Below are 26,877 nucleotides of genomic sequence, written 5' to 3'. Positions count from 1 at the left end.
CCCCTCTCCCCGCCTGCGGGGAGAGGGTTGGGGTGAGGGGCCGTCTGTGAAGACGGTAATAATAGCCGCAGCCGCAGGCCACTTCTCGACCACATAAATCGCAAATCTTTACCCAGTCGATAGCCCGCGCGGCCCCTCACCCCAGCCCTCTCCCCGCAAGCAGGGAGAGGGAGTCTGTTGCGCCAGAATGAAAAAAGCCGGGATGCGAGACCCCGGCTTTCATGAGTCATTTCAAATCGTTCAGCGCTTTCGCTGAAAGGCTGATTCAGCCGACGATTTCGGTTTCCGAGAACCAGTAGGCGATTTCGACGGCAGCCGTTTCCGGAGCGTCCGAGCCGTGAACCGAGTTTTCACCGATCGACAGGGCGAAGGTCTTGCGGATCGTGCCTTCGGCAGCGTTTGCCGGGTTGGTCGCGCCCATGATTTCGCGGTTCTTCAGGATGGCGCCTTCGCCTTCCAGGACCTGGACGATGGTCGGGCCGGAGGTCATGCCTTCGACGAGCTCGCCGAAGAACGGACGTTCCTTGTGAACGGCGTAGAAGCCTTCAGCTTCGCGCTTGCTCATCCAGACGCGCTTGGAGGCGATGACGCGCAGGCCGTTGTCTTCAAAAACCTTGGTGATGGCGCCGGTGAGGTTGCGCTTCGTCGCATCCGGCTTGATCATCGAGAAAGTACGTTCAATCGCCATGGGTCCATTCCTTGTAATCAGAGAAAAGTGGGCGGTCTTTACCTGCCCCAAGGCCCGAAAACAAGGGGGATCGCCCAATTTCACGCCGCTGTCACAGTCCGAGCATCCGATTCGCGATCCGCTGGGTGGCGAAGCGGCTGCCCGTCACCGAACTTCGCGATAACATCATCGCCACCATAAGAGGAGACGCATATGCTCAGACATTTCAGAATGCTTGCCGACTATAATCGCTGGGCCAATGTTCAGATCTATGAGACCGCTGCTCAGCTTAGCGACGCCGAATTCCACGAGGATCGCGGCGCCTTCTTCGGTTCGCTCCACGGTACATTGAACCATCTGCTGGTGACGGATCAGCTATGGATGCACCGCTTCAACGGCACGGGCGAAACCCCAGCCGCGCTGGGCGTCGTTCTGCATGACGATCTCGCAGAGCTTCGCTCGGCTCGCGAGGCCGAGGATCGGCACATCATGGACTGGATCGAGACGCTCGATGACGCGGCCCTAGCCGCTGACGTCACCTATACGTCCGTTCTCCGGCCAGGGGCGATCACCCACCCTCTTCATCTCGCGGTCGCGCATATGTTCAACCACCACACTCATCACCGCGGACAATGCCACATGATACTGACGTCGATGGGCAAGCCGTCTCTGGTACTCGATCTCCTGCATTTCCTGCGCGGCGAAGGGCAGCGCTGGATGTCAACATGAAGCGAACCGATTTTCATCAGCTTCGCTCACGCGTTGAGCGCATGCCTCATTTTGTTGCGCGAGCCCGTGCATAGACCGTTTTGTTCATGTTCCCTTAACCTGCCAGCCTGCAGATTGATAAGATATATCAGCTCACGGTCAGAAGCAGGCATGAAGAACTCGCAGACAAGCGTTTCGGCATATTCCATCGATGATGATGAAACGGAAACCGAGCTTGAGGTCATCGGTCGCTTCATGACGCGGCTGAAGATCAAGAACCTGCCGCGCAACTATCAGCTTTTTTACGAAGCGCTCTATGGCGAAGACCGCTGTCTTGCCGAAGAGATCGAGGCGCTCGGTCCCTTGCCTTCGCAGGGTGGGCTCGATGAGGTCGGGCTGAAGCATCGCCTAGTCAGCCATTGCGGGCTGGTGGCGCGCAAATCGGAAAACGATGCGGCCGAAATGCTGCGCGAAGTTGCGGATCAGCTCGCCAAGGGGCTGATGAAGAAGCAGCATTTTGCCCGTGAGATCGACGCGGCCCCGCACGCCAATGCTGCGCTCGACAGTCTCAATGCCTCGCTCAGCAACCTCATGCTCTACGAAACGGAGCTGACCGAGCGGCTGCGGAACTGCGCGAACCTGCCGAAATAGACGCATAACTCCGGCGCCTAAGCGCTTTCGCACTCTTGCCTTCAGCGGAGAGTTCGGCCAAAACCGCGCCATGATTTCGATTTCCGACCTTTCCGCCCGCATTGCCGGCCGCCTTCTCATCGACCATGCCAACGTGACGCTTCCGGCGGGCACGAAGGCCGGCCTCGTCGGCAAGAATGGCGCGGGCAAATCGACGCTGTTCCGGATCATCACCGGCGATTTTGCCGCCGAGAGCGGCTCGGTCTCGATCCCGCGCAATGCCCGCATCGGCCAGGTGGCGCAGGAAGCGCCCGGCACCGAGGAGCCGCTGATCGATATCGTCCTGGCAGCGGACAAGGAACGCTCCGCACTGCTCGCGGAAGCCGAGACTGCAACCGATCCGCATCGCATCGCCGATATCCAGACACGTCTTGCCGATATCGACGCACATTCGGCCGAAGCGCGTGCCGCCAGCATCCTGGCCGGCCTCGGCTTCGACCACGAGGCGCAGAAGCGTCCTGCCTCCTCCTTCTCCGGCGGCTGGCGCATGCGCGTGGCGCTCGCGGCCGTGCTGTTTTCCGAGCCGGATCTGCTGCTGCTCGACGAACCGACCAACTATCTCGACCTTGAAGGTACGCTCTGGCTGGAAGACTACATCCGCCGCTATCCGCACACGGTCATCATCATCTCGCACGACCGCGACCTGCTGAACACGGCAGTGAATTCCATCGTCCATCTCGATCAGAAGAAGCTCACCTTCTATCGCGGTTCCTACGATCAGTTCGAGCGGCAGAAGGCCGAGGCCGACGAGCTGCAGATGAAGGCGAAGGCGAAGAACGACGCGGCGCGCAAACATTTGCAGAGCTTCATCGACCGCTTCAAGGCCAAGGCCTCGAAGGCGCGGCAGGCGCAATCGCGCATCAAGGCGCTGGAACGCATGGGCACCGTCGCCGCCGTCATCGAAGACCATGTGATGGGCTTCAGCTTTCCGGAACCAGAAAAGCAGCCGGCCTCGCCGATCGTCGCGATCAATGGCGGCGCCGTTGGCTACGAGCCCGGCAAGCCGATCCTGAAGCGTTTGAACCTGCGCATCGATGCCGACGACCGGATTGCCCTGCTCGGCTCGAACGGCAACGGCAAATCGACCTTCGCAAAGTTCATTTCCGGCCGGCTCGGCGCCGAGAGCGGCGATGTCAGGCTGGCGCCGAACCTGAAGATCGGCTTTTTCGCCCAGCACCAGCTAGACGATCTCATCCCGAACCAGACGGCCGTCGAACATGTTCGCCGCCGCATGCCCGAGACGCCGGAGGCGAAGGTCCGCGCCCGCGTTGCGCAGATGGGCCTTGCAACCGAGAAGATGGACACGCAGGTCAAAGATCTCTCCGGCGGAGAGAAGGCACGCCTGCTGATGGGTCTTGCCGCCTTCGACGCGCCGAATCTTTTGATCCTCGACGAACCGACGAACCATCTCGATATCGACAGCCGCAATGCGCTGATCCAGGCGCTGAACGATTATTCCGGCGCGGTCATCCTGATCTCGCACGACCGCCATCTGATCGAGGCCACCGTCGACCGGCTGTGGCTTGTGCGCGACGGCACGGTTTCGACCTTCGACGGCGATCTCGAAGAATACCGCAGCCTGGTCGTTGCAAGCCCGAAATCCAGAGAGGACAAGGCCAAGGCAAATACCGGCGACGATTCCGTTTCCAAGGCGGATCAGCGCAAGCTCAATGCCGATCGGCGTGCCTCGCTCGCGCCCCTCAAGAAGAAGATCAACGAAATCGAATCCTTGACCGGCAGGCTTGAGAAACTGATTCAGGCGCTTGATGTGGAACTTGCGGACCCCGCCCTCTACGAGAAGGCGCCGGCAAAGGCGGCTGAGAAGGCAAAGCAGCGATCGGATGCCGCCGAAAAGCTTGCGGCGGCCGAGGAACAGTGGCTCGAACTTTCATCGGAATATGAAAGCGCCATGGCCGGCTGAAAGCCTACTGCCCCTTAACGAATTAGGGCCAGTCCTAACCGTTCATTAACCATAACTGCAGAAAATGCGCTCAACTTTCATGGACATATTGTTGAGCGATTCTGATGAACTACCGTGTGTTGCTGGCTGGCCTCGCCGTGTCTCTGGCTCTCGGAGGATGCGCCACGAAACCAGGCAATGAAGCGTCGCTCAAGAGCAGCTATGCCGCCGAAGAGCCGCGTCACAAGCCGCTGAAGGCCAATGATCCTGTGGAGATGGAGCCGAAGAAATGGCTCGTCGCCGATCTCGAAATGCGGGATGACCTGGCAGGCATGAACGGCCCACACAATCTCGCCGGCCGCACGCTGGAGGTCTCGTCGCTCAAGGATATCAGGCTCGCCGACAAGGAGGTCATCCTGACCTTCGACGATGGCCCTGCTCCCGGCAAGACGGAACGTATCCTCGCCACGCTCGACAAATTCGGCGTCAAAGCGGCATTCATGATGGTCGGCGAAATGGCGCAGGCTCACCCGGCGACGGCACGCGAGGTGCTTGCACATGGCGATGCGATCGGCAGCCACACCTTCCGCCATCCCGATCTCGACAAGATGACCTTCGACGCGGCGATGACCGAGATCGCCCGCGGCAAGGATGCCGTCACCAAGGCGATTGGCACGGACGTTCCCTTCTTCCGCTTCCCCTATCTTGCTGACTCCAAACGCCTGCGCACGGCGATTGCCGCCCGCGACATGATCGTCATGGATGTCGATATCGACAGCAAGGATTACTTCACTTCGACGCCCGCCTCGGTGGTCGATCGCACCATGAAGCAGCTCCATCAGCGCGGTCGCGGCATCGTTCTGATGCACGACATCCACCAGCGCACGGTCAGGATGCTGCCTGTTCTCTTGAGCCGGCTGGAGAAAGAGGGCTACAAGGTCGTGACGCTGAAATACAAGCGCGAGTCCGCTCCGGCGACCAATCTGGTCGCACAGGCCGATACCAAAATGGTCCGCTAAGGCGGGTCAATAGCGAAAAATCGATGGCCAATAAGGGCGTGGGAGCATGGTTGCTTCCGCGCCCTTATTTTGATCTGCTGAGGCTTGGCCACCATCAGCAATAGAATCCGGAGCAGCCATGCACCTCCACCTTGAACGCGACGACGATCCGCAAACCACGCAATTCGTCGCCAAAATGGATGCGGAATCCGAACGGCTGCTGACGACGCCGGAATTCGAGGCGGATCGCATCGCGATCAAGGAAATGATCGAACGCGAGGATCGGCTGATTGCCACGACCCGGCGCGGCAACTGGCTGTTCGATTTTCATCGCAGCGCCGATCATCCACTCGGTCGCTGGTATCGGCTGCCGGCCGATCTTGCCCCTCTGCCCGATGCGCCCTGGGAACCGATCTTCGATCTCGACGCCTTCTGCGCCAAAGAGGACAGGAAATGGCTCTGGCGCGGCGCCATCACCTGCCCCTGGGAGCCGACGCGCGTGCTGCTTTGCCTTTCCGATGGCGGCTCCGATCCCATTCGAATGCTCGAATTCGATTGCGAGACGAAGAGCATCGTCGAAGGCGGCTTCGACACGCCGGCCGTGCGCAGTCACGCGACCTGGCTCAACCGCGACGAAATCGCCTATTTCGGCTCCATTGACCGCGAGTCCTCAACACGTTCCGGCTGGCCGCGCGTCGGCCGCCGCCTGAAGCGCGGCCAGGCGCCAGCAGATGCGCCCGTACTCTATGCCGCCGATGACAGCGACATCTATGGCTCCTGTTCGACCTTCGATCCGCAGCTCGCCGGTCTTGCGACGGGAGATGCGACCAGACCGATCCGGGTCTTCAGCGCAGGCCACGAGATCGGCCGGGCCAGCCACTTCATCGAGGATCAAGATGGTTCGCTTAGACGGATCGACTTGCCTGCTGATATCGAATTCGGGTTCAACCATTCCCATCTGATCTGGCTTGCCAAGACCGATGAACGGATTCCAGCCGGCAGTCTGGCCCTGCAGCCCCTGCCGCGAGAGCCCGGCGATGCCGGTGCCGATGCAAGACGCATTCTGTTCTCGCCCAATGAGCGGCAATCGGTTTCGCAATTCCTGCTGATGCGCGAATGGTGCGTCTTTATCGTCTCGGACAATATGCAGCCGCATCTGTTTGTCCTCGACCTGACCAAGGCCAACGCCGAGATCCAGGAAATCGCTCTGCCAGTGGATGTTCAGACGGTGTCGGTCGCGCCGCTCTATTCCGATCTGCATCTCGGCGACGACACGCTGCAGATCTATGGCGCGGGCTTCCTGCAGCCGCCCTCCTCCTACCAACTGGATCTTAGCGATCGCCGGACACCGCTTGAACTCAAGCATATTGCCAGCTCGCCGACCTATTTCGACAGCGAGGGCATGACGTCCCTGCTGCTGGAGGCTACCTCCGAGGACGGGACGAAAGTGCCTTATCATATCGTCCTGCCGAAAGCCTGGACCAAGGGCGAACTGCCGGTGCTGCAATATGGCTATGGCGGCTTCGACGTGGCGCTCGGCCCCTACTATTCCGGCGTCATCGGTCGCTGGCTGGAACAAGGCAACGCCTATGTGATGGCCTATATTCGCGGCGGCGGCGAATTCGGCCCGAACTGGCACCGCACCGCCAAGGGGCATGGCCGCCATCGAGCCTTCGCGGACTTTGCCGCCGTCGCCCGCGATCTCGTCGCCCGCGGCTACACCACACCATCGCGTATTGCCGGCAGTGGCGGCAGCAATGGAGGTTTGCTGACGGGCGTCATGACGACGCGCTATCCGCAGGACTTCGGCGCGATCTGGTGCCAGGTACCTGTTCTCGACATGACCCGCTTCCATGTCTTCCCAGCCGGAAAAGCCTGGATCGACGAATATGGCGATCCCGACAATCCGGCGGACCGCGATTATCTTCTGAGCTATTCGCCGCTGCACAATGTCAAGCCGGCCTCCGAGGCCACCTATCCTTCGATCTACATCGAAAGCTCGAGCAATGACGACCGGGTTCATCCCTCGCATGCCCGGCGCTTCGCGGCGCAATTGGAAGCGCTCGGCCATCACCCGCTGTTCCACGAATTCGGCTCGGGTGGCCATGGCGGTGACGGCGCTTCGACGGAACGCGCGACACGTACCGCCATGGGCTACAGCTTCCTGCGGGAAACGATCGTGAAAGGCAAAAACCTCTAGGCCCATCTTCAGGTTCTGAACAAAAATCAATGGTTGCACTCGCTTCCGATACGCTTGAAACGCGTCGAGGGGCATGGTTAGCTGCAGGCGTGATCACGAAGAGCGGGCGAACCCGCCCGCTCGTATCCGGGGGGAGTAATAGATGGATCGTCGTTCATTTCTGCGGAAAGCCGGCGTCGCCGGCGCCGGCTCGGTTGCAGCAGCTGCAACCCTTGCTGCTCCGGCCATTGCCCAGAGCAATCCGAAGATCAACTGGCGCCTGACATCGTCGTTTCCGAAATCGCTCGATACGATCTACGGCGGCGGCGAAGTGCTGTCGAAATATGTTTCCGAGGCTACCGACGGCAATTTCAACATCCAGGTGTTTGCGGCCGGCGAAATCGTGCCAGGCCTGCAGGCAGCCGACGCCACTTCGGCCGGTACCGTAGAAGCCTGCCATTCCGTCGCCTATTATTATTGGGGCAAGGATCCGGTCTGGGCTTTGGGGGCAGCCGTTCCCTTCGCGCTCAATGCCCGCGGCATGAATGCCTGGCAGTATCACGGCGGCGGCATCGATCTCTTCAACGAATTCCTGGCAACGCAGGGGCTGATCGGCTTCCCGGCCGGCAATACCGGCGTGCAGATGGGCGGCTGGTTCCGCAAGGAAATCAACACGGTTGCCGATCTCAAGGGCCTGAAGATGCGCATCGGCGGCTTTGCCGGCAAGGTGGTCGAGCGCCTCGGCGTCGTACCGCAGCAGCTCGCCGGCGGCGACATCTATCCGGCGCTCGAGAAAGGCACGATCGATGCGGCCGAATGGGTCGGCCCCTATGACGACGAGAAGCTCGGCTTCTACAAGGTGGCGCCCTATTACTACTATCCCGGCTGGTGGGAAGGTGGCCCGACGGTGCATGTCATGTTCAACAAGGCGGCCTATGAGGGCCTGCCGAAGGCCTATCAATCGCTGCTGCGTACGGCTGCCCAGGCAACGGATGCGAACATGCTGCAGAAGTACGATTACCTGAACCCGGCCGCCATCAAGCGCGTCGTTGCCGAAGGCGCGAAGCTCAGGCCCTTCAGCACCGAGATCATGAACGCCTGCTTCGACAAGTCCAACGAGGTCTATGCCGAGATGGAAGCCAACAACCCGACCTTCAAGAAGATCTGGGAATCGATCAAGGGCTTCCGCGGCCAGCATTATCTCTACGCGCAGGTCGCCGAATACAGCTACGACGTCTACATGATGACGCTGCAGCGAGCCGGGAAGATTTGAGCGGTGCAATTGAGGGTATAGGCTCTTCCAGGCGGAGTTTTTCCAAAGCTCCGCCTGGAAGAGAGTGATGACTGAAAACAAGAACTTTCCGTTTCGCATACGAAACAAAAAATCCTGTGGTTGATTGATAATTCAGATCAACTCTCTCCTGCGTTGTTGCTAGCTATTACCGTCTCAACGCTGGGGAATATTATGAACCGAAAACAATTTGCAGTAATTGCCTTATTGCCACTCGCCGCTTGCGCCAAACGTCCTGATGCCATTGTTCCCACAGAAATTCCAATGGCTGCTTATTCCAACCTTGACTGCTCAGGCCTCACACGAGAACTCAATGCCGAGCAAGGAAAACTGACGGCCCTTTCGAAAGAACAGAACAACGCCGCCAACGGCGATGCCTTTGGTGTCTTTCTGGTCGGCGTACCTATGTCCAGCGTGACAGGTGGAGATAAGGAAGGCCTCATCTCCGTCACCAAAGGTAAGGTCCTATCTATTCAAAATACGATGAAGGCCAAGGGCTGCAAATGATCCGCTGCCCGAAGCGGGCTAGGTAACATCTCATGCTGGTACCTTGGCAAAGATGAATACCTTCTCCCCAAAGGGAGAAGGTATTTTTGCCTTTAATTGAACGATGGCGGCTGGCTGAGATCGTTGGCGGGCGGCTTCGGCTGATCGCCGCTACCCTGCCCGGCTGGCTTGTCGTCCAGCGGGCTTCCTCCGGGAAGCTGCAGGCCCGGCAGGCCAAGGCCACCGCCATTGTCCTGGCTAGGTATGCCGAAGCCGGGGACCTCGATCTTGATCGTGTTCGGATCGATGCCGGTGCCCGCGCCCTTATAGTGCATGACCATCTGCGGAAACATGATCGTCAACGCCACCATCAGGACCTGGATTCCGACGAAGGGAACGGAGCCCCAATAGATCTGTCCTGTCGTGACAGGCGCGATCTGTTTACCCGTCACCTTGTCGAGATAGGGCACGCGGGCAGCGACCGAGCGGAGATAGAACAGCGCGAAACCGAAGGGCGGATGCATGAAGCTCGTCTGCATGTTGACGCCGAGCAGCACGCCGAACCATATGAGATCGATGCCAAGCTTGTCGGCTGCCGGTGCAAGCAGCGGCACGATGATGAAGGCGAGCTCGAAGAAATCGAGGAAGAAGGCCAGCACGAAGACAAGCAGGTTGACGGCGATCAGGAAGCCGACCTCGCCGCCGGGCAGCGACACCAGTAGATGCTCGACCCAGACATGGCCGTTGACGCCGTAGAAGGTCAGCGAAAAGACGCGCGAACCGATGAGGATAAACAGCACGAAGGCCGAAAGCCTTGTCGTGGAGGTCAGTGCCGAGCGGACGACCTCCATGTTCAGCCTGCCTTTGGCCGCAGCCATCGCCAGCGCACCAACCGCCCCCATGGCGCCACCTTCGGTCGGCGTCGCGATGCCGAGGAAGATCGTGCCGAGAACGAGGAAGATCAGCGCCAGCGGCGGAATAAGGACGATGATGACCTGCTGCGCCAGCCGGGACATCACGTTGAGTTTCATCCCCTTGTCGAGCACTGCGATCACGTAGATGAAGGCGACGCCGACCGTTGCGCCGAGAATATCGGCATTTTCGCCGTAGGCCGGCGTCAGGTAGACATGGGCGGCATAGGCAACGCCAGCGCAGATCAGCAGCGCGACGAGCAATGAGGTGACTCCGGAGCCGAGCGAACGGGCCTCCTTCGGCAAGGCCGGCATGGAGTTCGGCTTGACGATCGTCATGATCAATACATAGAGCATGTAGAGACCGGTCAGCACCAAGCCGGGAATAAGAGCGCCGGCATACATGTCGCCCACAGAACGGCCGAGCTGGTCGGCGAGCACGATCAGGACAAGCGACGGCGGGATGATCTGCGCCAGCGTGCCCGAAGCGGCGATGACGCCGGAGGCGACCCGTCTGTCATAGCCATAACGCAGCATGATCGGCAGGGAGATCAGCCCCATGGCGATAACCGAAGCCGCAACGACGCCGGTGGTGGCCGCCAGCAGCGCTCCGACGAAAATCACCGCATAGGCAAGACCACCGCGGATCGGCCCGAACAGCTGGCCGATCGTGTCGAGCAGATCTTCGGCCATGCCGGATCGCTCCAGTACGATGCCCATGAAGGTAAAGAACGGGATCGCAAGCAGCGTGTCGTTCGACATCACGCCCCAGAAGCGATCCGGAAGAGCATTGAGGAGCGGCCATGAGAGATTGATGGTGCCGCCCGAATAGGGAGCGAGCTCGACGCCGATCCAGAAGAACAGCAGCCCGTTCGCAGCAAGCGCGAAGGCGACGGGATAGCCCAGAAGCAGGAAAATGATGAGCGAGGCGAACATGACCGGCGCCATGTTCACGGCGATGAATTCGATCATCAGCGCGCCTCCCCGGCCGGGGTTTCGACATCGAGCGGCGCATGCGTCGGCACATAGGGGGTCGGATCATCCATATCGCCGCGCATGACGGCGATCTTCTTGATGATCTCGGAGATCCCCTGCAGCGCCAGTAGAAAGAAGCCTGCCAGCAGCAATGCCTTGCCCGGCCAGATGATCAGGCCACCGGCGCTGGAAGACACCTCTCCGGACAGGAAGGAGGTGCGGACATAAGGCACGAGGTCATAGACCATCAGCAGCACGAAAGGCATCAGGAACAGGCAGTGGCCGAGCAGATCGATCCAGTGCTGCACGCGGCGCGACAGGGAGCCATAGATGATATCGATGCGGATATGCTCGTTCTGGCGCAGCGTATAAGCGGCGGCGAGCATGAAGGCTGCGCCGAACAGATACCATTGCGCTTCCAGCCATGCATTGGATGAAGTGTTGAAGACCTTACGGACGATCGCATTTCCGGCACTGACCAAGACGGCGACCAGAATAAGCCATGAGACTGATTTTCCAATGACCTCAGTCACATAGTCGACGATTCGACTGAAGCCGAGTAATGTTTTCATGATTTCCCCCCACAGCGATTCTTCCCGGATCTTTTGGCTGCGCAGAGAGAAGAGTGCCGATTTCAGGCTGTGAATCAAGAGCCGGCACTCGTTTTCCAAGCATGATGGCGCTTGGGCATAATGGCCCAAGATTGGACCCAACACCTATCTTTGCAATTTGCCGCCCCTTGCCCGAATGTGGCATTCTGTTAAAGATCGCATCAATAATCATACTAATCGAGAGACACCCATGTCCCCCATCAAGCTCGCCATCGTCGGCGTCGGCAAGATCGTCCGCGATCAGCACCTTCCATCCATCGCGAACAATCCGGATTTCGAACTGATCGCCACCGCGAGCCGTCACGGCACCGTCGACGGTGTCCCGGCCTTCACCACGATCGAAGCCATGCTCGACGCCGTGCCCGCGATCGATGCGGTCTCGCTCTGCATGCCGCCGCAATACCGCTATGAAGCCGCCTACAAGGCGCTGTCGGCCGGCAAGCATGTTTTCCTGGAGAAGCCGCCGGGCGCGACGCTCAGCGAAGTGGCCGATCTCGAGAACCTGGCAAAAGCCAAGGGCGTCTCGCTTTTTGCAAGCTGGCATTCGCGCTATGCGCCGGCCGTGGAGGCTGCAAAGACTTTCCTCGCTAATACCAATATCCAAAGCGCCCACGTGATCTGGAAGGAAGATGTCCGCCACTGGCATCCGAACCAGGAATGGATCTGGCAGGCCGGCGGGCTCGGCGTCTTCGACCCCGGCATCAATGCGCTGTCGATCGTCACCCATATTCTGCCGCCGCTCTTCCTGACCGGCGCGACACTCGAATTCCCGGAAAACCGCGATTCGCCGATCGCCGCCGATCTGCACTTCAAGAGCGGAGCCGGCCTCCCCGTGCACGCCGAATTCGACTGGCGCCAGACCGGCAAGCAGAGCTGGGATATTGTCGCCGAGACGGATGCCGGCCAGATGGTTCTCATCGAAGGCGGCTCCAAGCTTTCCGTCAACGGCGAGCTGAAATTCTCGGCGCCCGAGGCTGAATATCCCTCGCTCTATCGCCGCTTTGCCGAGATCGTCAAAGCCGACGTCTCCGATGTCGACGTTTCGCCGCTGCGCCACGTCGCCGATGCCTTCATGCTCGGCAAGCGCAAATTCGTCGACGCATTTTACGATTGATAGGCCTTTCCCGGTGAAGACAATGCGGCCCGCTACGTGCTAGCGTAGCGCATCGTCTTCATCGGAGAGATGCCTATGGCATCGGAGCATGAACAATCCTATGGGCTCGGCGTCGGCAACAAGTCCGTCAAGCTCGCCGACCCGAACCAGAGCTGGCACGAAGCCTATTTGCTGGAGGAGTCCGCCATTCGCAAGGCTCTCGGCGACCTCGCCGTCGATGTCCAGCATTTCGGTAGCACCTCGATCCCGGCGATAAAAGCCAAGCCAATTATCGATATAGCCGTCGGTGTGCGGCGCTTCGAGGATGGGCTCGCCTGTGTCGAGCCGATGGCCTCTATCGGCTACGTCTATGCCGGCAGCCACATCGTACCCGATGACCATATTTTCGGCCGCGATATCGAAGGGGACACCCGCACGCATCTCGTGCATGTGGTCGAATATGGTGGCCCGACCTGGCGCAACTTCCTCATCTTTCGCGACCGATTGCGCAAAGAGCCGGATCTGGCGCATGCTTATGAAGCGCTGAAGATCGAACTCGCGGCAAAATATGCCAATGATCGCGCGTCCTATACGGCGGCGAAGAAGGAATTCATCCAGAAGATCCTGGCGGAAGGCGCGTAAAGCAGCTTTTCGCGAAGCAGGAAAAGGTCAGGCCTTCTTTTCCCAGCGGCCATCCTGCGTCTGCTGCCAGTAGGTGAGGTTATGCCCCTCGCCTTTCAGACGTTTCCATTGGGCGCGCGCGCTTTCCAGCTGCTCCTGATCATAGCCGTCGAACATCAAAACGACGCGCTGATAGGCTCCGACATCCGTCGCCTCGGCGCCGTCGATGAAGAAACGCACGGTGGCATCATTTATATTGTCGGGCGAAATCGTCAGCAGCACGGGCTGGCGACTTGCCATCTCATCTTCATCGGTGCCATGCGGCAGAAAGCTGTCCTCGCGATAGGTCCAGAGATGGCTATCCAGGAGATCGCGTCGGGCCGGCTCGCGCATCTGCACGGCGACCTGCCAGCCGCGCTCGACACTCTTGTCGATCAGCGGCGGCAGGGCATCTTCGAGCTTCGATTCCGTCAGGTGATAGAAGAGAACGTCGGTCATGGCGCCTCTTCTATCTCACAAAGCAAGACGGGTCACGATTCGTAATTGGCTTTGACCAGCTCATCGAGCAGGCGCACGCCGTAACCCGAACCCCAGGACTGGTTGATCTCGTCCTGGACCGAACCCATCGCCGTGCCGGCGATATCGAGATGCGCCCAGGGCGTATCACCGACAAAGCGCTTCAGGAACTGGGCGGCGGTGATCGAGCCGGCATGACGTCCGCCGGTATTCTTCATATCGGCGAACTTGCTGTCGATCATCTTGTCATAGTCCCTGCCGAGTGGCATGCGCCAAAGGCGCTCGTCGGTCGCAAGACCTGCCGCCGTCAGCTCGCCCGCCAGCTTGTCGTCATTGCAGAACAGACCGGCCTGCAGATTGCCGAGCGCGACGAGGATGGCGCCGGTCAAGGTCGCCAGATTGATCATGAACTGCGGCTTGAAGCGGTCGTTCGTGTACCAGAGCGCATCGCAGAGAACGAGCCGACCCTCGGCGTCGGTGTTGATGATCTCGATCGTCTGACCGGACATGGAGGTGACGATATCGCCTGGGCGCTGTGCATTGCCGTCGGGCATGTTTTCGACAAGACCGATGACGCCGATGGCGTTGACCTTGGCTTCGCGCGCGGCAAGCGTATGCATGAGGCCGGTGACGGCTGCCGCACCGCCCATGTCGCCCTTCATCTCCTCCATGCCGGCAGCCGGCTTGATGGAGATACCGCCGGTGTCGAAGACGACACCCTTGCCGATGAAGGCGACCGGTTTGTCCTTCGCCTTGCCGCCCTTCCATTGCATGACCACCAGCCGCGGCGGCCGGGCAGAACCTTGCGCGACGCCCAGCAGGGCCGCCATGCCGAGCCGGCGCATTTCGCGCTCCGTCAGGATCTCGATCTCGACACCGAGCTTCTCCAATTCCTTGGCCTTTGCCGCAAATTCGACAGGCCCGAGAACGTTCGGCGGCTCGTTGACGAGATCGCGCGCGAGAATCACGCCGCCGGCCACGGCTTCGGAGGTCGCATAAAGCTTCTTGGCAGCTGCCGCTTCCTGGGTAACGATCGTCACCTTCACCGCCTTACGGGAGGCACCCTTCTCGTCCTCATCGCCCTTCTTCGTCTTGTAGGTATCGAAGCTGTAGGCGCGCAGAAGCATGCCCAGGGCAAAATCGGCCGCTTCCTTAGGTCCGACTTCGACGTTGGACGCATCGAGGAAGATCGCGACCTTCTCCGTGTTGCGGATTTTTGCAGCTGCACTGCCGCCGAGCTTCAGCCAGTCGTGCGCGGTCAGGTCCTTGGCTTTGCCGGCGCCGATAACGATGATCCGGTCGACAGGCGAGGCCTCGGGCGCGATGATATCCAGACTGCTCAGCGCTTTGCTCTTGAAGCCGGATACCGGCGCCGCCTTGGCGAAAACATTCGCCGGATCGGCGCTCTCGGCACCAGCCGGCAGCTCACTGTCCGTGCCTTTCAGGAGAATGGCCAGACCGCCGCTGAGACGAGCCGACTTGGCGAAGGAAATCTCGAATTTCACAGACATTTCTGCTCCGATAAGATAATATGCGTCGTAGTGAGAGAACTTTGCACAACCATCATTCAGGGTCTGACTAAGGAATACAAGCGCTTGGCGCAGCATTCCTTATATAAGGCGATATATGGCGGTCAGCGGCTTCAAATCCCTGTCATTTAGTGCGACTAGACTGCACGCGATGGTGTTTTAGCCGCCTTGGCGGCACAATTCTTGTCGGAAAGCCGCCTTGATCATAGATTTCAACAGCTTCAATCGCGAAGATCGCTTTCCAGAGATTTTACGGCCACGCACGGCAGGTGATGCCTTCATCGCTCTCTTCTGTCTCTGGTGGGCGTTGTTGGGTCTGTTTTCACTTTTTCCACAGATGGATCTCGGCGTCGCGACTATGTTCTTCCAACCGCAGCAATGCCTCGGAAGCACCAAGCCCGACCAGATCTGTGGCATCTTCCCTTATAGCGGCGATCAGCACATGCGCCTGCTGAGGGAAATATTCTTTCAGCTACCTTACGTCGTCGCCTTCCTGCTGCTCTGGATGCTTCTCAGATGCTGGCAGGATCACGGCGCGACCTTCAACGCGCTCAGAGCCCGCAATCTCAAGATTGCGCTCGGCTCCTTGCTGCTAGGTCCCGTGCTGATCGTCAATCTGTGGCTGAAAGCCTTCTCCGGGCGCCCACGCCCACGACAGACCGATCTCTTCGGCGGCACGCTCGATTTCGTGCATGCCGGATCCTTCGCCGGCAAATGTGTCAGCAACTGTTCCTTCATCTCGGGCGAAGCTGCAGCGGGTGGCTGGCTGTTCTGCCTGATCTTCATCATTCCGCAGCCGTTCCGATTGGCGGCCGCCTTGCCGATCACGGCAGTTTCGCTTCTGATTCCGGCACTTAGAGTCGCCTTTGGCGGACACTATCTCTCCGATGCCGTCCTCGGCTGGCTTTCGTCGCTTGTCATATTCGCCGCACTGCTCGCTTTATCCCAAACGACACACGACAGAAGAATCTCAGAAAATTAACGAATTTTTTTCGAGTTGGTTGTCGCCAAAAAAACGTAAACAGCGTAGAGGAGGGTGAATCTCTGTCGGCTCGTTCGGCAGCTGTTGCGTTTAAGGGCCGGCATGAAGTTATTCGAGACATATATCGTACGGCGTGTCGGTATGATGTTCCTGGTAGCGCTGCTGCCGGTGCTCGCCATTATCTGGACCACCCAGGTCCTGCAACGCATCAATCTCGTGACCGATAGCGGCCAGTCGATGGGATCGTTCGCGAAGCTCGCGACGCTCATTCTGCCGACGATCATCCCGATCGTTCTGCCTTTCGCATTGGTCATCGGCATCACGCAGACCTTGACGGCGATGAACAGCGATTCTGAGCTGACCGTCATGGAAGCTGCTGGCGCGAAGCGTAGCATCATCATCCGCCCGGTCATGATTCTCGCCATTGCGATTAGCGTGTTCTCCTTTTTCGTCGACAATGTCGTCGAGCCGAGAGCACGTGTCGCCGCCCGCCAGATGGTAGCCGAGGCCTATGCCGATCTTCTGTCCACCGTGATCGAAGAGAAGAACTTCCGGCGCATCGAGGATGGGCTCTATGTGCAGATCTCACAGCGCCTGTCGGGACGAATCCTGAAGGGGCTGTTCGTGGTTGATTCCCGCGACCCTGCCTTTGACCTCATCTATTATGCCAAGGAAGGCGCCGTCGATCCGAGCGGTACATCGCTGCTGATGAAAGACGGCGAGGTTCACCGCAAGACGCCCGATGGCAGCGTCTCGGTCATCAAGTTCGATTCCTATTCCTTCGACCTGTCGGATATGACGCAGAGCCGCGGCCAGGCAAATGCGCGTGCCAGCGACCGCAGCCTTGGTTTCCTGTTCAATCCGGACACGAACGATCCGGACTACAAGCAAAGACCTGGCGATTACCGCGCCGAATTGCATCGCCGCCTTAACGACTGGGCGCTGCCGGCAATATTTGCGCTAATATCGCTTGTTATCGCCGGTGACGCGCGATCACATCGCGAGGCTCGGCTACATCCGATGGTGTCGGCGCTGACCCTATCCTTCGCGTTGCGCTGGGCAGATTTCTACGCTGCCAACCAGATCGACAATTCAGCCAAATTCATCGGCGTTCTCTACGCAATCAATATCATCGCGGCGCTTATCGCGATCATACTCTTGCTGCGGAACCGGAAGATGACGATGCCGGTCTCGATCCGCAACCGCCTCAGCAACTGGCGGCAAAGAGTTCAGGACCGCATGCCGACCGCACCAGGCAGCTCGAACGGGGGCGGTGCATGATTTTCGGCACGCTCGGGCGCTATTTCTTCACGCGTTACATCGTGACGACGTTCTGGTTCTTCCTCGGCGTCATCTCGATCGTTTATCTCGTCGATTTCAGCGAGACCGCTGGACGGCTTGCCGGCCTGCCCGGATATACCGTCTCCATCGGCTTGCTGATGACGGCGGTCAGACTGCCGTTCATCCTGCAGCAGACGGTACCGTTCATCGCGCTCTTCGTGGGCATGACGGTACTGATCGCCCTCAACCGCCGCCGTGAGCTGGTTATCGCGCGCGCCGCCGGCATCTCCGTCTGGCAGTTCATGACGCCCTTCATCATGGGCGCCTTCTGTGTGGGCCTCATGACCATGCTAGCGCTCAATCCGGTGGCGGCATGGGGGCAGCGACACGCCGAAGCGATCGAAGCCGATCTGCGCGGCGACCCGTCCTATCGCAATACACTTTCTATTCCGTGGCTGCGCCAGTCCAACGGAAAAGACGATACGATCATCGGCGCCAAGGCCATTCTGAACAACGGAACGACGCTGACCGGAGTGGTGTTTATCCACTTCGATTCACAGGGAAATATCGTTCTCCGCCAGGACGCGGACTCGGCAAAGTTGGAAGATGGTTACTGGCTTCTTAACAATGTCGTCGAACGGCGGCCGGGCGAAATTCCGGATCACAAAAATTCGATACAGGTCCGTACGAATCTGAAACAGGATTTCGTCTCGCAACGTTTGGCGCAGCCGGAAACCATTGCTTTTTATGATCTTTCTAATCGAATAAAGGTCGCACGCTCCTTCGGCATCTCGACCAACGCACTTGAGACACAGTTTCATTCGCTGCTGTCACAGCCATTCCTTCTCGTGGCAATGACTCTGATTGCGGCAACCGTGTCCCTAAAATTCAGTAGATTCAATCAATCGCGCTCTGTGATTCTGGGTGGAATCCTCTCCGGCTTCGTGCTTTATGTTGTCACCGTGCTTGTAAAGGCATTCGGGAGCAGCGGAGTGGTTCCTCCCTACGTGGCGGCATGGATACCCGTGATCGTCGCATTGGCATTCGGAGCAACGATCCTGCTTCATCAGGAGGACGGCTAAGTGGCGGCAGGCAACCGCAAGAGTATCAGAAAGTATGTGGCTGCCCTCGTTACGGGCACGGCCGCGTGTGCATATATTTTGAGTCCGGTCGTTGCTTACGCCCAGGCCAACAATAGTAATGCCAACACCAACAATGGCGGCGCCGGTGCTGCAACCTCCCCTATCAAGGTGAAGGTGCCGGAAGGCGCAAAGCTAGTCCTTTCGTCCAACGAATTGGTCTATAACAAGGATACGCAGATCGTCACGGCGACGGGTGCGGTCCAGATCAACTATGGCGGCTATAGAATGGTCGCCCAGAAGGTTGAATATAATCAGAAATCCGGGCGGATGACGGCTCTTGGCAATGTCGAGCTGATCACCCCGGACGGCAATCGCATGTACGGTGACAAAATGGACGTCACCGACAGCTTCTCCGACGGCTTCGTCAACGCCCTGCGCATCGAAATGCCCGACAATACCCGCATGGTCGCCGAAAAGGGCGAGCGGGTCGGCGGCACGCAGCTGATTCTGACAAAGGGCGTCTACACCGCTTGCATGGCCTGCTCCGAACAGGGCCGTGCGCCGCTGTGGCAGGTCAAGGCTCAGCGCGTCGTCCAGAACGGCCAGACGCATACCATTCGTCTTGAGCACGCCCGTTTCGAGCTGTTCGGACAGCCGATCGCCTATGTTCCGTGGATTACGGTTCCCGACAATACGGTCAAGCGCAAGTCCGGCTTCCTGTTTCCGTCGGTTAGCGTTTCTCAGCGTCTCGGCGTCGGTGTAACGGTTCCTTATTATTACGTCATCTCGCCGAGCATGGATGCGACGGTCACCGCGACGGGCTACTCCAATCAGGGCCTGCTGCTCCAAGGTGAATTCCGCCAGCGCTTCGAGAACGGTACCCACACCCTGCGTGTTGCCGGCATCAGCCAGATGAATCCGGACGCCTTCACGGCGGGTACGACCGATGCCGAGCACAAAACGCGCGGTATGATCAGCTCCAAGGCCGATTTCAGAATCAATCCTCGCTGGACTTTCGGCTGGGATGTCATGGCGCAGAGCGATAACAACTTCTCGCGCACCTATGGCCTGGATGGTCTCAACCAGAGCACCCATACGAACCAGGCCTATTTGACAGGTATCGGAAAGCGCAATTTCTTCGATATGCGCGCTTTCTACTATAACGTGCAAGACACAGACAATAACGCCACGGCGCAGAAGCAGCAGGCATACGTCTATCCGAGCGTCGACTACCACTATGTCGATCCGAAGTCGGTTTACGGAGGCGAGCTGTCGGCAACGATGAATTTCACGCATCTGTCGCGTGACAAGACATCCTTCCTTGACGCCACGAGCTCTCTTGGTGACTCCAGCCTGAATGACCGCTACCTCGGTCTTTCCGGAGATTATACGCGTCTGAGCACCGAGGTGCAGTGGCAGCGCACCTTCACCACGGATCAGGGCTTGGTTTTGACGCCGCTGGCAGCACTTCGCGGCGACGTCTACGGCCTGGACATGAATGGGCCGGCGGCCAACACCTACTCCGGCAATTACGACAACAGCGACTATGCCGCGCGTGGCATGGCAACCCTGGGCCTCGAGGCCAAGTATCCGTTCCTCATCACCACAAGCAACAGCACGCACGTGTTTGAGCCGATCGCTCAGATCTATGTGCGCCCGGACGAGCAGCTTGCTGGGCGGTTGCCGAATGAAGATGCGCAGAGCTTTGTCTTCGATGCGACCAACCTGTTTGATCGTGACAAGTTCTCGGGCTTCGACCGCGTTGAAGGCGGCACGCGTGCCAATCTCGGATGGCGCTACACCGCCAGCTTCGACAGCGGTTACAAACTGCAGCATATTTTCGGACAGTCCTATCAGCTCGCGGGACGCAACTCCTTTGCGACAGACGATCTGGCCGGTGTAGGTTCGGATTCGGGACTTGAAACCACCCGTTCCGACTATGTCACCATGTTCGGCCTGACGACGCCGCAGGGTATTTCGCTGTCGCAGTCCTACCGCTTCGACGAGAAGGATTTCGCCTTCCGTCGCGGGGATACGGCAGTCGGCTTCTCGAACGATGTGTTCCAGACATCCTTGATCTACACGCATATTGCTGCCCAGCCGCAGTATGGCTTCACCAGCAATCAGGACGAAATCCAGACGCGCGCACAGATCAAGTTCAAGGAGTACTGGTCGGTCTTCGGCACGGTCAGCTATGATCTCAACAGCAACGAGATCACCCGCCAGGGCGTCGGTCTTTCCTACGAGGACGAATGCACGATCTTCACCGTGTCGTTCCTCGACAAGAAGGATACAACCGCCAGCTCGGCAAGCAACTGGTCGATCGGCGCCCGCCTGACCTTCCGCACCCTCGGCGACGTCAACCTCGGCAGCGTTCAGGACGCAACGTTCTGATAGGGTTCGAAACTGCGCAGAGCCGGCCTCACCGCCGGCTCTTTTGCGTTGATGCAGCTTGCCGCCGCTGGCGTCATTGTTTCGCCGCAAGGATTTTGCAATTCATCGCGCTTGATGTAGACATGTGGCGCAAAGTTGCCGTATTGCGCGACAGGCATAGCAAAACGGCGCAATGCTGGCAGGAAATACCTTTGGGAAGGGGTAGTTGATGTTTTCTGGAAAGACACCGATGCGCGCTCTGCTGTTCGGAGCCGCGGCCTTGGTTATGGCGAGCTTCGCCGTGCCGAGCAGCGATGTTGCTTTCGCAGCAAGCGAAGTGAAGGTCCTTGTCAATAGCCAGGTGATCACATCCGGCGACATTGCCAAGCGCGTCGCCTTCCTCAAATTGCAGCGCCAGAAAGGCGATCTGAACAAGCTCGCCAAGGATCAGCTTGTCGACGAAACGCTGAAGCGCGCCGAGATCTCTCGCTTGCGCATGTCCGTTTCGACGACGGACGTCGATGCCGCCTTCGGCCGTTTCGCCTCCAGCAACAAGATGACTCCGGCGCAGCTTAGCCAGATTCTCGAAAAGGCCGGCGTCGGCGTCGATCACTTCAAGTCCTATATCGCCGTTTCCATGAGCTGGCCGCGGGTTGTCAATGCGCGCTTCGGCGCAAAAAGCCGCATGTCGAACGACGATCTCGTGACGCGCATGACGGAAAACAAGACGAAGCCGGTCACGACGGAGTATTTCCTGAAGCAGATCATCTTTGTCGTCCCGACCGCTAAGCGGAACGCCATTCTGAACCAGCGCAAGGCCGAGGCCGAAGCATCGCGCTCCAAATTCCCTGGCTGCGACCAGGCGAAGGTCTTTGCTGCAACCATGCATGACGTCTCCGTCCAGGACCTTGGCCGTGTGCTTGCACCGGAGGTTCCGGAAATGTGGAAGCCGCTCTTGGAGAAGGCGTCCGGCAACACGACCACGCCGATCGTGACCGATCGTGGCATCGAATACGTTGCCATTTGCTCACAGCGCCAGGTGAACGACGACGTCGCTGCGGCTGCCGTGTTCCGTGCCGAGGATCTCGGCAAGGACAAGGCAGAAGGCGTCAGCGCGAATGATAAGAAGTATATGGACGAACTGCGCTCCAAGGCGCAGATCGTCTATCGCTGATTAACGATGCCACCGCGCTCTTCCCTCCCCCTCGCGCTCACGCAGGGGGATCCGGCCGGCATAGGTCCCGATATCACGCTCGCTGCCTGGCTCCGCCGCGGCGAGCTGGATTTGCCGCCCTTCCTGTTTCTCGGCGATACCGCCGTGCTTGCGGCACGGGCTTCTCAGCTCGGCCTGACCGTACCGCTTGCGACCGCGGATCCGGCGAATGCCTGCAATATATTTCCCGATGCGCTGCCGATCCTGCCGATCCTGCCGATCGAAGCCGGCATGGATGTCATCGCCGGCGAGCCGCATGTGGCGACCGCAAAAGGCACGATTGCCGCTATCGAAACGGCCGTTTCCCTCAGCATGAGTGGCCGGACATCCGCAGTCGTCACCAACCCGATTGCCAAATCGGTGCTTTATGACGCCGGTTTCGGCTTTCCCGGCCATACGGAATTCCTGGCGGACCTTGCAACGCGCGCCACTGGAAAGCCGGTCATGCCGGTCATGCTGCTTGCCGGTCCGAAGCTTCGCGCGATCCCAGTCACCATCCATATTCCGCTGAAGGAGGTGCCTGAAGCATTGACCTCCGATCTGATCGCCGAAACCTGCCGGATTACCGATCACGACCTCCGCGTCCGTTTCGGCATCTCCAAGCCGCGCCTTGCGGTTGCCGGTCTCAATCCGCATGCGGGAGAGAATGGCGCGCTCGGTAAGGAGGACGACGAAATCGTCCGGCCTGCCATCGACAGGCTCCGCTCCGAGGGCATCGACGCATTCGGGCCCCTGCCCGCCGATACCATGTTCCATGACGACGCCCGCCGGCATTACGATGTTGCCATCTGCATGTATCACGATCAGGCCTTGATCCCGGCCAAGGCGCTCGGCTTCGACGATTCCGTCAATGTCACGCTCGGCTTACCCTTTGTCCGCACATCCCCGGATCACGGAACGGCTTTCGGCATCGCCGGCAAAGGTATTGCCAAGGAAGACAGCCTTGTCGCCGCGCTCAAGCTGGCGAGTGAAATCAGCAGCAAGACCGGAAACAATCCCTGATGGCCGCTCTCGATGGCTTGCCGCCTCTTCGCGATGTAATCCAGCGTCATGGCCTCGACGCACGCAAGGCGCTTGGCCAGAACTTCCTTCTCGACCTCAATCTGACCCAGAAGGTCGCGCGCACAGCCGGATCGCTCGAGGGCGTCACCGTCTTCGAAGTTGGCCCTGGACCGGGAGGCCTCACGCGCGCCATCCTGGCGCTCGGGGCGGCCAAGGTCATCGCCGTCGAGCGCGATGCGCGCTGCCTGCCGGCGCTGGCGGAAATCGCGGATCATTATCCCGGCCGGCTAGAGGTGATCGAAGGCGATGCGCTGAAGACGGATTTCGCCGCCCTTGCCCCGCAAGGGCCGGTCAAGATCATCGCCAATCTGCCCTATAATGTCGGGACGCAGCTACTGGTGAACTGGCTTCTGCCGGCTCAATGGCCGCCCTTCTGGCAATCCCTGACCCTGATGTTCCAGAAGGAAGTCGGCCAGCGGATCGTCGCACAGGAGGATGACGATCACTATGGCCGGCTTGGCGTGCTCTGCGGCTGGCGGACCGAGGCCAACATGGCCTTCGACATATCTCCACAGGCCTTCACACCACCGCCGAAGGTGACCTCGACCGTGGTGCATCTGACGCCGAGGGAAAAACCCATTCCCTGCGCCGTCGACAAGCTGGAGAAGGTGACCCAGGCCGCTTTCGGCCAACGCCGCAAGATGCTGCGCCAGAGCCTGAAGCCGCTTGGCGGCGAAGCGCTTCTGCTGAAGGCCGATATCGACCCGCAGCGCCGCGCCGAAACGCTTTCTGTGGAAGAATTCTGCCGGCTGGCGAATTGCCTGTAAGCTCAGAGCTTCGGCGTCTCTTCCAGCAAGTCCCGAACGAAGTCGAACATGCCATGCCGACGGTCGCGGCGCAGACGTTCGGCCTTGACGATCGACTGAACGGCATCGAAAGCAATGTTCAGGTCGTCATTGACGATGACGTAGTCATATTCGCGCCAGTGAGCGATCTCGGCCCGGGAATTGGCGAGACGCATGGCGATCACCTCTTCGGAATCCTCTGCGCGCCGATGCAGACGCGATTGCAGCTCCGTCATCGTCGGCGGCAGCACGAAGATGGAGACGACATCGGCCGGCATTTTCTCCTGCAACTGCTGGGCGCCCTGCCAGTCGATATCGAAAAGCATGTCGCGGCCTTCCGCCATCGCCGTCTCAACGGGCTCGCGCGGCGTGCCGTAAAAATTGCCGTGCACCTCGGCCCATTCGAGCAAGGAGTCAGAATCGCGCAGACGCTCGAATTCGCGCTGCGAGACGAAATGATAGTGCACGCCTTCGATCTCGCTCGGGCGACGCTGTCGAGTGGTAACACTGACCGACAGGCTGACCTGCTTGTCCTTATCGAGCAATGTGCGCGCGATCGTCGATTTGCCGGCGCCCGAGGGCGAGGAGATGGCAAGCATCAGCCCCCGGCGGGCGATCGGAATGGATGTGGATGTCGCCGGCTTCATGGCCTACTCCAAATTCTGGACCTGTTCGCGGAACTGGTCGATGACTACCTTCAGCTCGATGCCGGCGGCAGTCACGGCCGCTGCATTCGATTTCGAACAAATGGTATTCGATTCCCGGTTAAATTCCTGTGCAAGAAAATCGAGCTTGCGGCCGACAGGGCCGCCCTTGGACATAAGATCGCGCGCAGCCGCCACATGCGCCTTCAGGCGATCGATTTCCTCGCGCAGATCGGCCTTGGTGGCAAGAAGGGCAGCTTCGGCATGGAGCCGGTCACGGTCGAGGCCCGTAGAGCCGTCCAGGAGCATCGAAACCTGCGTCGCCAGCCTCGCAGCAATTTCCTGCGGGGAACGGGAGGGATCGCGCTCGACCGTTGATGTCAGCGTCTCGATCGTCGCGACATGGCCAAGCAGAACCTTGCCGAGTGCATCGCCTTCCTGCCGGCGCATGTCGCGGAGATCGCCCAGCGCCGCCTCGAGGCCGGTCATGATATCGGCGTCGCGCGCGGCGACGGCGTCCTCGTCTTCCTCGGCTTCCTTGAATTCCACCAGGCCGCGCACAGCCATCAGGCTTTCCAGCCGCAGCGGGGCGGGATCGACGATACCAGCAAGCTGATCGCGCAGCGCCAGGACCGCCGTCAGCGCATCCTGGTTCACGACCACCTCGATACGGCTTTCTTCCACCGAGAGCGACAGGTTGACCTGAAGATTGCCGCGTGAGAGCCGATCCGCAATCGACTTGCGGACATCCGCTTCGAGGCGCTCCAGGCCTGGCGGCAAGCGCAGGCGGATATCCAACCCCTTGCCGTTTACCGAGCGCAGTTCCCATGCCCAGCGGCCACGACCACTCGTTCCCTCACGCCGGGCAAAGCCGGTCATGGACTGCAACGCCATGCAAGCCTCCGATAGTTCCTATCCCCAATCCATCGAAAATCTTCGGATTACGGGCCAATGTAAAGTGAATCCGCGCCATGCTCCTTAAGGAAGCTACGGCGCGGCGAGGATCAGTTGGTTTTCTTCTTCTGCTGCGTGCCCGAGCCAGGGGCTACGGCAGCGTCGTCGGGCTGGCCATCCACGGCGATGGTGCTGGGGTCTTCACCCTTTTCGGCGACGAGCTTGCGCCAGCGCCTGACATTGGCATTGTGCTCGTCCAGCGTCGCGGCAAAGACATGTCCGCCTGTGCCGTCAGCGACGAAATACAGGTCCTGCGTCTTCCAGGGGTTGGCGACGGCCTCCAGAGCATCCTTGCCCGGATTTGCGATCGGCGTCGGCGGCAAGCCCTTGATGAGATAGGTATTATAAGGGGTGTCCTTCTTCAGGTCGGACTGATAGATCGGGCGATCGGACGGCTTCCCTTCACCACCGAAGAGGCCATAGATGACCGTGGGGTCGGACTGCAGGCGCATGCCCTTGCCCAACCGGTTCAGGAAGACGGAAGCGACATGGGCACGTTCATCCGCCAGGCCGGTTTCCTTCTCCACGATAGAAGCCAGCGTGATGAAATCCTGCTTGTTCGCCAGCTGAACGCTTGAATCGCGCTTCTCCCAGATCTGATCGACCAGCTTGGCCTGTGCCGCCGCCATCTGCTGAATGATTTCGGTACGCTTGGTGCCGCGCGTGAACTTATAGGTGTCCGGTCTCAGGCTGCCTTCCGGCGGCAAGGCCGACGGCAGATCGCCCTCCAGCACGACATCGGCCTGCAGCTTGTTGAACATCTGCCGCACCGTAAGCCCTTCCGGCAAAGTAACCGAATAGAGGATCGACTTGCCGGACTTCAGCAGTTCCATGATGTCCTTCATGGAAGCGCCGGCCTTGATTTCGTATTCGCCGGCGCGGAGCGTTTCACCGTCATGAAGATAGGTGGCCGTCAGCCAGCGGAAGATGCGCTGATCCGTGATGATGTTATTGGATTCCAGACGGTTGGCGATCTCGCTGAGGCCAGCACCATTGCGCACGATGAAATTGGTGTTGGTCGTCAGAGGACCGGGACCCTGATAGATCGAAAATGCGTAATAGGCGCCGCCGATGGCGGCAACGGCGACGAAAACCGCAAGCGTCATCAGGAAGTTCAGGAAGATGACCATCTGGCTGCGGGCTTTGCGCGAACGCTTCGGCGGATCCGGAACACGCTCCGGACGCAGGGCTTCATTCGCCGATTTCGGGATAATCGGCCCCTTCTGCCCGTTCGGAGTTCCGTTGCTCTGGTTCGTATCGCTCACCGGCAATCCCTTCCCTTTTGTCATTGCCTGCTCTTTGGCCAAGCAATGCGGCAAAAAGCAG

General features: G+C 59.5%; 24 protein-coding genes. 16 read left to right on the top strand and 8 right to left on the bottom strand.

Annotation, left to right across the window (positions count from 1 at the left end):
• Window positions 1-265: 265 nt before the first annotated feature.
• Window positions 266-688 carry a nucleoside-diphosphate kinase gene (gene ndk / locus GA0061103_RS10545; protein ID WP_075852186.1) on the bottom strand — a complete coding sequence of 141 codons (423 nt, stop codon included), beginning with the start codon at window positions 686-688 and terminating at the stop codon, window positions 266-268.
• A gap of 192 nt (window positions 689-880) precedes the next feature.
• On the opposite strand from ndk, the gene GA0061103_RS10540 reads away from it, so the two are divergent.
• The 7 genes from GA0061103_RS10540 (at window position 881) to GA0061103_RS10510 (ending at window position 8,940) form a co-directional block, all read left to right on the top strand.
• Window positions 881-1,396: a DinB family protein gene (locus GA0061103_RS10540; RefSeq protein ID WP_092710613.1), complete on the top strand. Its 516-nt coding sequence runs from the start codon at window positions 881-883 to the stop codon at window positions 1,394-1,396.
• Between the two features lie 150 nt (window positions 1,397-1,546).
• Entirely contained in the window at window positions 1,547-2,026 is a 480-nt protein-coding gene (locus GA0061103_RS10535; protein ID WP_092710610.1) for a hypothetical protein, read from the top strand.
• Window positions 2,027-2,096: 70 nt separating this feature from the next.
• A complete protein-coding gene (locus GA0061103_RS10530; RefSeq protein ID WP_092710607.1) occupies window positions 2,097-3,986 on the top strand; it encodes an ABC-F family ATP-binding cassette domain-containing protein in 1,890 nt (629 codons plus the stop codon).
• Window positions 3,987-4,090: 104 nt separating this feature from the next.
• Window positions 4,091-4,984, top strand: a complete 894-nt coding sequence (locus GA0061103_RS10525; protein WP_092710604.1) for a polysaccharide deacetylase family protein — start codon at window positions 4,091-4,093, stop codon at window positions 4,982-4,984.
• 118 nt (window positions 4,985-5,102) lie between these two features.
• Window positions 5,103-7,163 carry a prolyl oligopeptidase family serine peptidase gene (locus GA0061103_RS10520; protein WP_092710601.1) on the top strand — a complete coding sequence of 687 codons (2,061 nt, stop codon included), beginning with the start codon at window positions 5,103-5,105 and terminating at the stop codon, window positions 7,161-7,163.
• Window positions 7,164-7,305: 142 nt separating this feature from the next.
• Window positions 7,306-8,415, top strand: coding sequence for a TRAP transporter substrate-binding protein (locus tag GA0061103_RS10515; protein WP_092710598.1), 1,110 nt, complete (start codon window positions 7,306-7,308; stop codon window positions 8,413-8,415).
• A gap of 192 nt (window positions 8,416-8,607) precedes the next feature.
• Window positions 8,608-8,940 (top strand): hypothetical protein, encoded by a 333-nt coding sequence (locus GA0061103_RS10510; protein WP_092710595.1) that lies wholly within the window; start codon window positions 8,608-8,610, stop codon window positions 8,938-8,940.
• A 92-nt stretch (window positions 8,941-9,032) separates the two neighbouring features.
• Here GA0061103_RS10510 and GA0061103_RS10505 read toward each other — a convergent pair whose 3' ends face one another.
• Together GA0061103_RS10505 and GA0061103_RS10500 are read right to left on the bottom strand one after the other, a co-directional pair.
• Window positions 9,033-10,802, bottom strand: coding sequence for a TRAP transporter large permease (locus tag GA0061103_RS10505; RefSeq protein WP_092710593.1), 1,770 nt, complete (start codon window positions 10,800-10,802; stop codon window positions 9,033-9,035).
• Complete coding sequence (locus GA0061103_RS10500; protein WP_092711246.1) at window positions 10,802-11,377, bottom strand: TRAP transporter small permease subunit; 576 nt, start codon at window positions 11,375-11,377, stop codon at window positions 10,802-10,804. Before GA0061103_RS10500 ends, GA0061103_RS10505 begins: the two co-directional genes overlap by 1 nt.
• Before the next feature lie 229 nt (window positions 11,378-11,606).
• Here GA0061103_RS10500 and GA0061103_RS10495 point away from each other — a divergent pair, with 229 nt between their 5' ends.
• Both GA0061103_RS10495 and GA0061103_RS10490 read left to right on the top strand, forming a co-directional pair.
• Window positions 11,607-12,530: a Gfo/Idh/MocA family protein gene (locus GA0061103_RS10495; protein ID WP_092710590.1), complete on the top strand. Its 924-nt coding sequence runs from the start codon at window positions 11,607-11,609 to the stop codon at window positions 12,528-12,530.
• Window positions 12,531-12,605: 75 nt separating this feature from the next.
• Window positions 12,606-13,151 carry a GrpB family protein gene (locus GA0061103_RS10490; protein ID WP_092710587.1) on the top strand — a complete coding sequence of 182 codons (546 nt, stop codon included), beginning with the start codon at window positions 12,606-12,608 and terminating at the stop codon, window positions 13,149-13,151.
• Window positions 13,152-13,178: 27 nt separating this feature from the next.
• Here the strand turns inward: GA0061103_RS10490 and GA0061103_RS10485 are convergent, their stop codons facing one another.
• Window positions 13,179-13,628, bottom strand: coding sequence for a DNA polymerase III subunit chi (locus GA0061103_RS10485; protein WP_092710584.1), 450 nt, complete (start codon window positions 13,626-13,628; stop codon window positions 13,179-13,181).
• A 32-nt stretch (window positions 13,629-13,660) separates the two neighbouring features.
• Window positions 13,661-15,157: a leucyl aminopeptidase gene (locus GA0061103_RS10480; RefSeq protein ID WP_092710581.1), complete on the bottom strand. Its 1,497-nt coding sequence runs from the start codon at window positions 15,155-15,157 to the stop codon at window positions 13,661-13,663.
• 217 nt (window positions 15,158-15,374) lie between these two features.
• On the opposite strand from GA0061103_RS10480, the gene GA0061103_RS10475 reads away from it, so the two are divergent.
• The 7 genes from GA0061103_RS10475 (at window position 15,375) to rsmA (ending at window position 23,935) form a co-directional block, all read left to right on the top strand.
• The gene (locus GA0061103_RS10475) at window positions 15,375-16,157 is read left to right on the top strand and encodes a phosphatase PAP2 family protein (RefSeq protein ID WP_092710578.1); all 783 of its coding nucleotides are present in this window, start codon (window positions 15,375-15,377) and stop codon (window positions 16,155-16,157) included.
• A gap of 102 nt (window positions 16,158-16,259) precedes the next feature.
• Complete coding sequence (gene lptF / locus GA0061103_RS10470) at window positions 16,260-17,438, top strand: LPS export ABC transporter permease LptF (RefSeq protein WP_092710575.1); 1,179 nt, start codon at window positions 16,260-16,262, stop codon at window positions 17,436-17,438.
• Window positions 17,435-18,520, top strand: a complete 1,086-nt coding sequence (gene lptG / locus GA0061103_RS10465) for an LPS export ABC transporter permease LptG (protein ID WP_092710572.1) — start codon at window positions 17,435-17,437, stop codon at window positions 18,518-18,520. Before lptF ends, lptG begins: the two co-directional genes overlap by 4 nt.
• Window positions 18,521-20,914, top strand: coding sequence for an LPS-assembly protein LptD (locus GA0061103_RS10460; protein ID WP_092710569.1), 2,394 nt, complete (start codon window positions 18,521-18,523; stop codon window positions 20,912-20,914).
• Window positions 20,915-21,122: 208 nt separating this feature from the next.
• Complete coding sequence (locus GA0061103_RS10455) at window positions 21,123-22,067, top strand: SurA N-terminal domain-containing protein (RefSeq protein WP_092710566.1); 945 nt, start codon at window positions 21,123-21,125, stop codon at window positions 22,065-22,067.
• Between the two features lie 6 nt (window positions 22,068-22,073).
• Entirely contained in the window at window positions 22,074-23,108 is a 1,035-nt protein-coding gene (gene pdxA / locus GA0061103_RS10450; protein WP_092710563.1) for a 4-hydroxythreonine-4-phosphate dehydrogenase PdxA, read from the top strand.
• Window positions 23,108-23,935: a 16S rRNA (adenine(1518)-N(6)/adenine(1519)-N(6))-dimethyltransferase RsmA gene (gene rsmA / locus GA0061103_RS10445; RefSeq protein WP_092710561.1), complete on the top strand. Its 828-nt coding sequence runs from the start codon at window positions 23,108-23,110 to the stop codon at window positions 23,933-23,935. Before pdxA ends, rsmA begins: the two co-directional genes overlap by 1 nt.
• A gap of 2 nt (window positions 23,936-23,937) precedes the next feature.
• On the opposite strand, the gene gmk is transcribed toward rsmA, so the two are convergent.
• The 3 genes from gmk to mltG all read right to left on the bottom strand — a co-directional run bounded on the left by gmk (window position 23,938) and on the right by mltG (window position 26,816).
• Complete coding sequence (gene gmk / locus GA0061103_RS10440; RefSeq protein ID WP_092710558.1) at window positions 23,938-24,600, bottom strand: guanylate kinase; 663 nt, start codon at window positions 24,598-24,600, stop codon at window positions 23,938-23,940.
• Between the two features lie 3 nt (window positions 24,601-24,603).
• Window positions 24,604-25,491 (bottom strand): YicC/YloC family endoribonuclease, encoded by an 888-nt coding sequence (locus tag GA0061103_RS10435; protein ID WP_092710555.1) that lies wholly within the window; start codon window positions 25,489-25,491, stop codon window positions 24,604-24,606.
• Between the two features lie 110 nt (window positions 25,492-25,601).
• Window positions 25,602-26,816 carry an endolytic transglycosylase MltG gene (mltG, locus tag GA0061103_RS10430; RefSeq protein ID WP_092710553.1) on the bottom strand — a complete coding sequence of 405 codons (1,215 nt, stop codon included), beginning with the start codon at window positions 26,814-26,816 and terminating at the stop codon, window positions 25,602-25,604.
• Between the last annotated feature and the right edge of the window lie 61 nt (window positions 26,817-26,877).

The organism is Martinezella multihospitum, assembly GCF_900094585.1.
Classification (GTDB): domain Bacteria; phylum Pseudomonadota; class Alphaproteobacteria; order Rhizobiales; family Rhizobiaceae; genus Rhizobium; species Rhizobium multihospitium.
Note: the sequence above shows the minus strand (reverse complement) of the source record. Positions and strands in the feature narration are given on the sequence as shown.

Coding starts and splice junctions, on each gene's coding strand:
- ndk (WP_075852186.1), bottom strand. CDS start 688: ATGGCGATTGAACGTACTTTCTCGATGATCAAGCCGGATGCGACGAAG.
- GA0061103_RS10540 (WP_092710613.1), top strand. CDS start 881: ATGCTCAGACATTTCAGAATGCTTGCCGACTATAATCGCTGGGCCAAT.
- GA0061103_RS10535 (WP_092710610.1), top strand. CDS start 1,547: ATGAAGAACTCGCAGACAAGCGTTTCGGCATATTCCATCGATGATGAT.
- GA0061103_RS10530 (WP_092710607.1), top strand. CDS start 2,097: ATGATTTCGATTTCCGACCTTTCCGCCCGCATTGCCGGCCGCCTTCTC.
- GA0061103_RS10525 (WP_092710604.1), top strand. CDS start 4,091: ATGAACTACCGTGTGTTGCTGGCTGGCCTCGCCGTGTCTCTGGCTCTC.
- GA0061103_RS10520 (WP_092710601.1), top strand. CDS start 5,103: ATGCACCTCCACCTTGAACGCGACGACGATCCGCAAACCACGCAATTC.
- GA0061103_RS10515 (WP_092710598.1), top strand. CDS start 7,306: ATGGATCGTCGTTCATTTCTGCGGAAAGCCGGCGTCGCCGGCGCCGGC.
- GA0061103_RS10510 (WP_092710595.1), top strand. CDS start 8,608: ATGAACCGAAAACAATTTGCAGTAATTGCCTTATTGCCACTCGCCGCT.
- GA0061103_RS10505 (WP_092710593.1), bottom strand. CDS start 10,802: ATGATCGAATTCATCGCCGTGAACATGGCGCCGGTCATGTTCGCCTCG.
- GA0061103_RS10500 (WP_092711246.1), bottom strand. CDS start 11,377: ATGAAAACATTACTCGGCTTCAGTCGAATCGTCGACTATGTGACTGAG.
- GA0061103_RS10495 (WP_092710590.1), top strand. CDS start 11,607: ATGTCCCCCATCAAGCTCGCCATCGTCGGCGTCGGCAAGATCGTCCGC.
- GA0061103_RS10490 (WP_092710587.1), top strand. CDS start 12,606: ATGGCATCGGAGCATGAACAATCCTATGGGCTCGGCGTCGGCAACAAG.
- GA0061103_RS10485 (WP_092710584.1), bottom strand. CDS start 13,628: ATGACCGACGTTCTCTTCTATCACCTGACGGAATCGAAGCTCGAAGAT.
- GA0061103_RS10480 (WP_092710581.1), bottom strand. CDS start 15,157: ATGTCTGTGAAATTCGAGATTTCCTTCGCCAAGTCGGCTCGTCTCAGC.
- lptF (WP_092710575.1), top strand. CDS start 16,260: ATGAAGTTATTCGAGACATATATCGTACGGCGTGTCGGTATGATGTTC.
- lptG (WP_092710572.1), top strand. CDS start 17,435: ATGATTTTCGGCACGCTCGGGCGCTATTTCTTCACGCGTTACATCGTG.
- GA0061103_RS10455 (WP_092710566.1), top strand. CDS start 21,123: ATGTTTTCTGGAAAGACACCGATGCGCGCTCTGCTGTTCGGAGCCGCG.
- pdxA (WP_092710563.1), top strand. CDS start 22,074: ATGCCACCGCGCTCTTCCCTCCCCCTCGCGCTCACGCAGGGGGATCCG.
- rsmA (WP_092710561.1), top strand. CDS start 23,108: ATGGCCGCTCTCGATGGCTTGCCGCCTCTTCGCGATGTAATCCAGCGT.
- gmk (WP_092710558.1), bottom strand. CDS start 24,600: ATGAAGCCGGCGACATCCACATCCATTCCGATCGCCCGCCGGGGGCTG.
- GA0061103_RS10435 (WP_092710555.1), bottom strand. CDS start 25,491: ATGGCGTTGCAGTCCATGACCGGCTTTGCCCGGCGTGAGGGAACGAGT.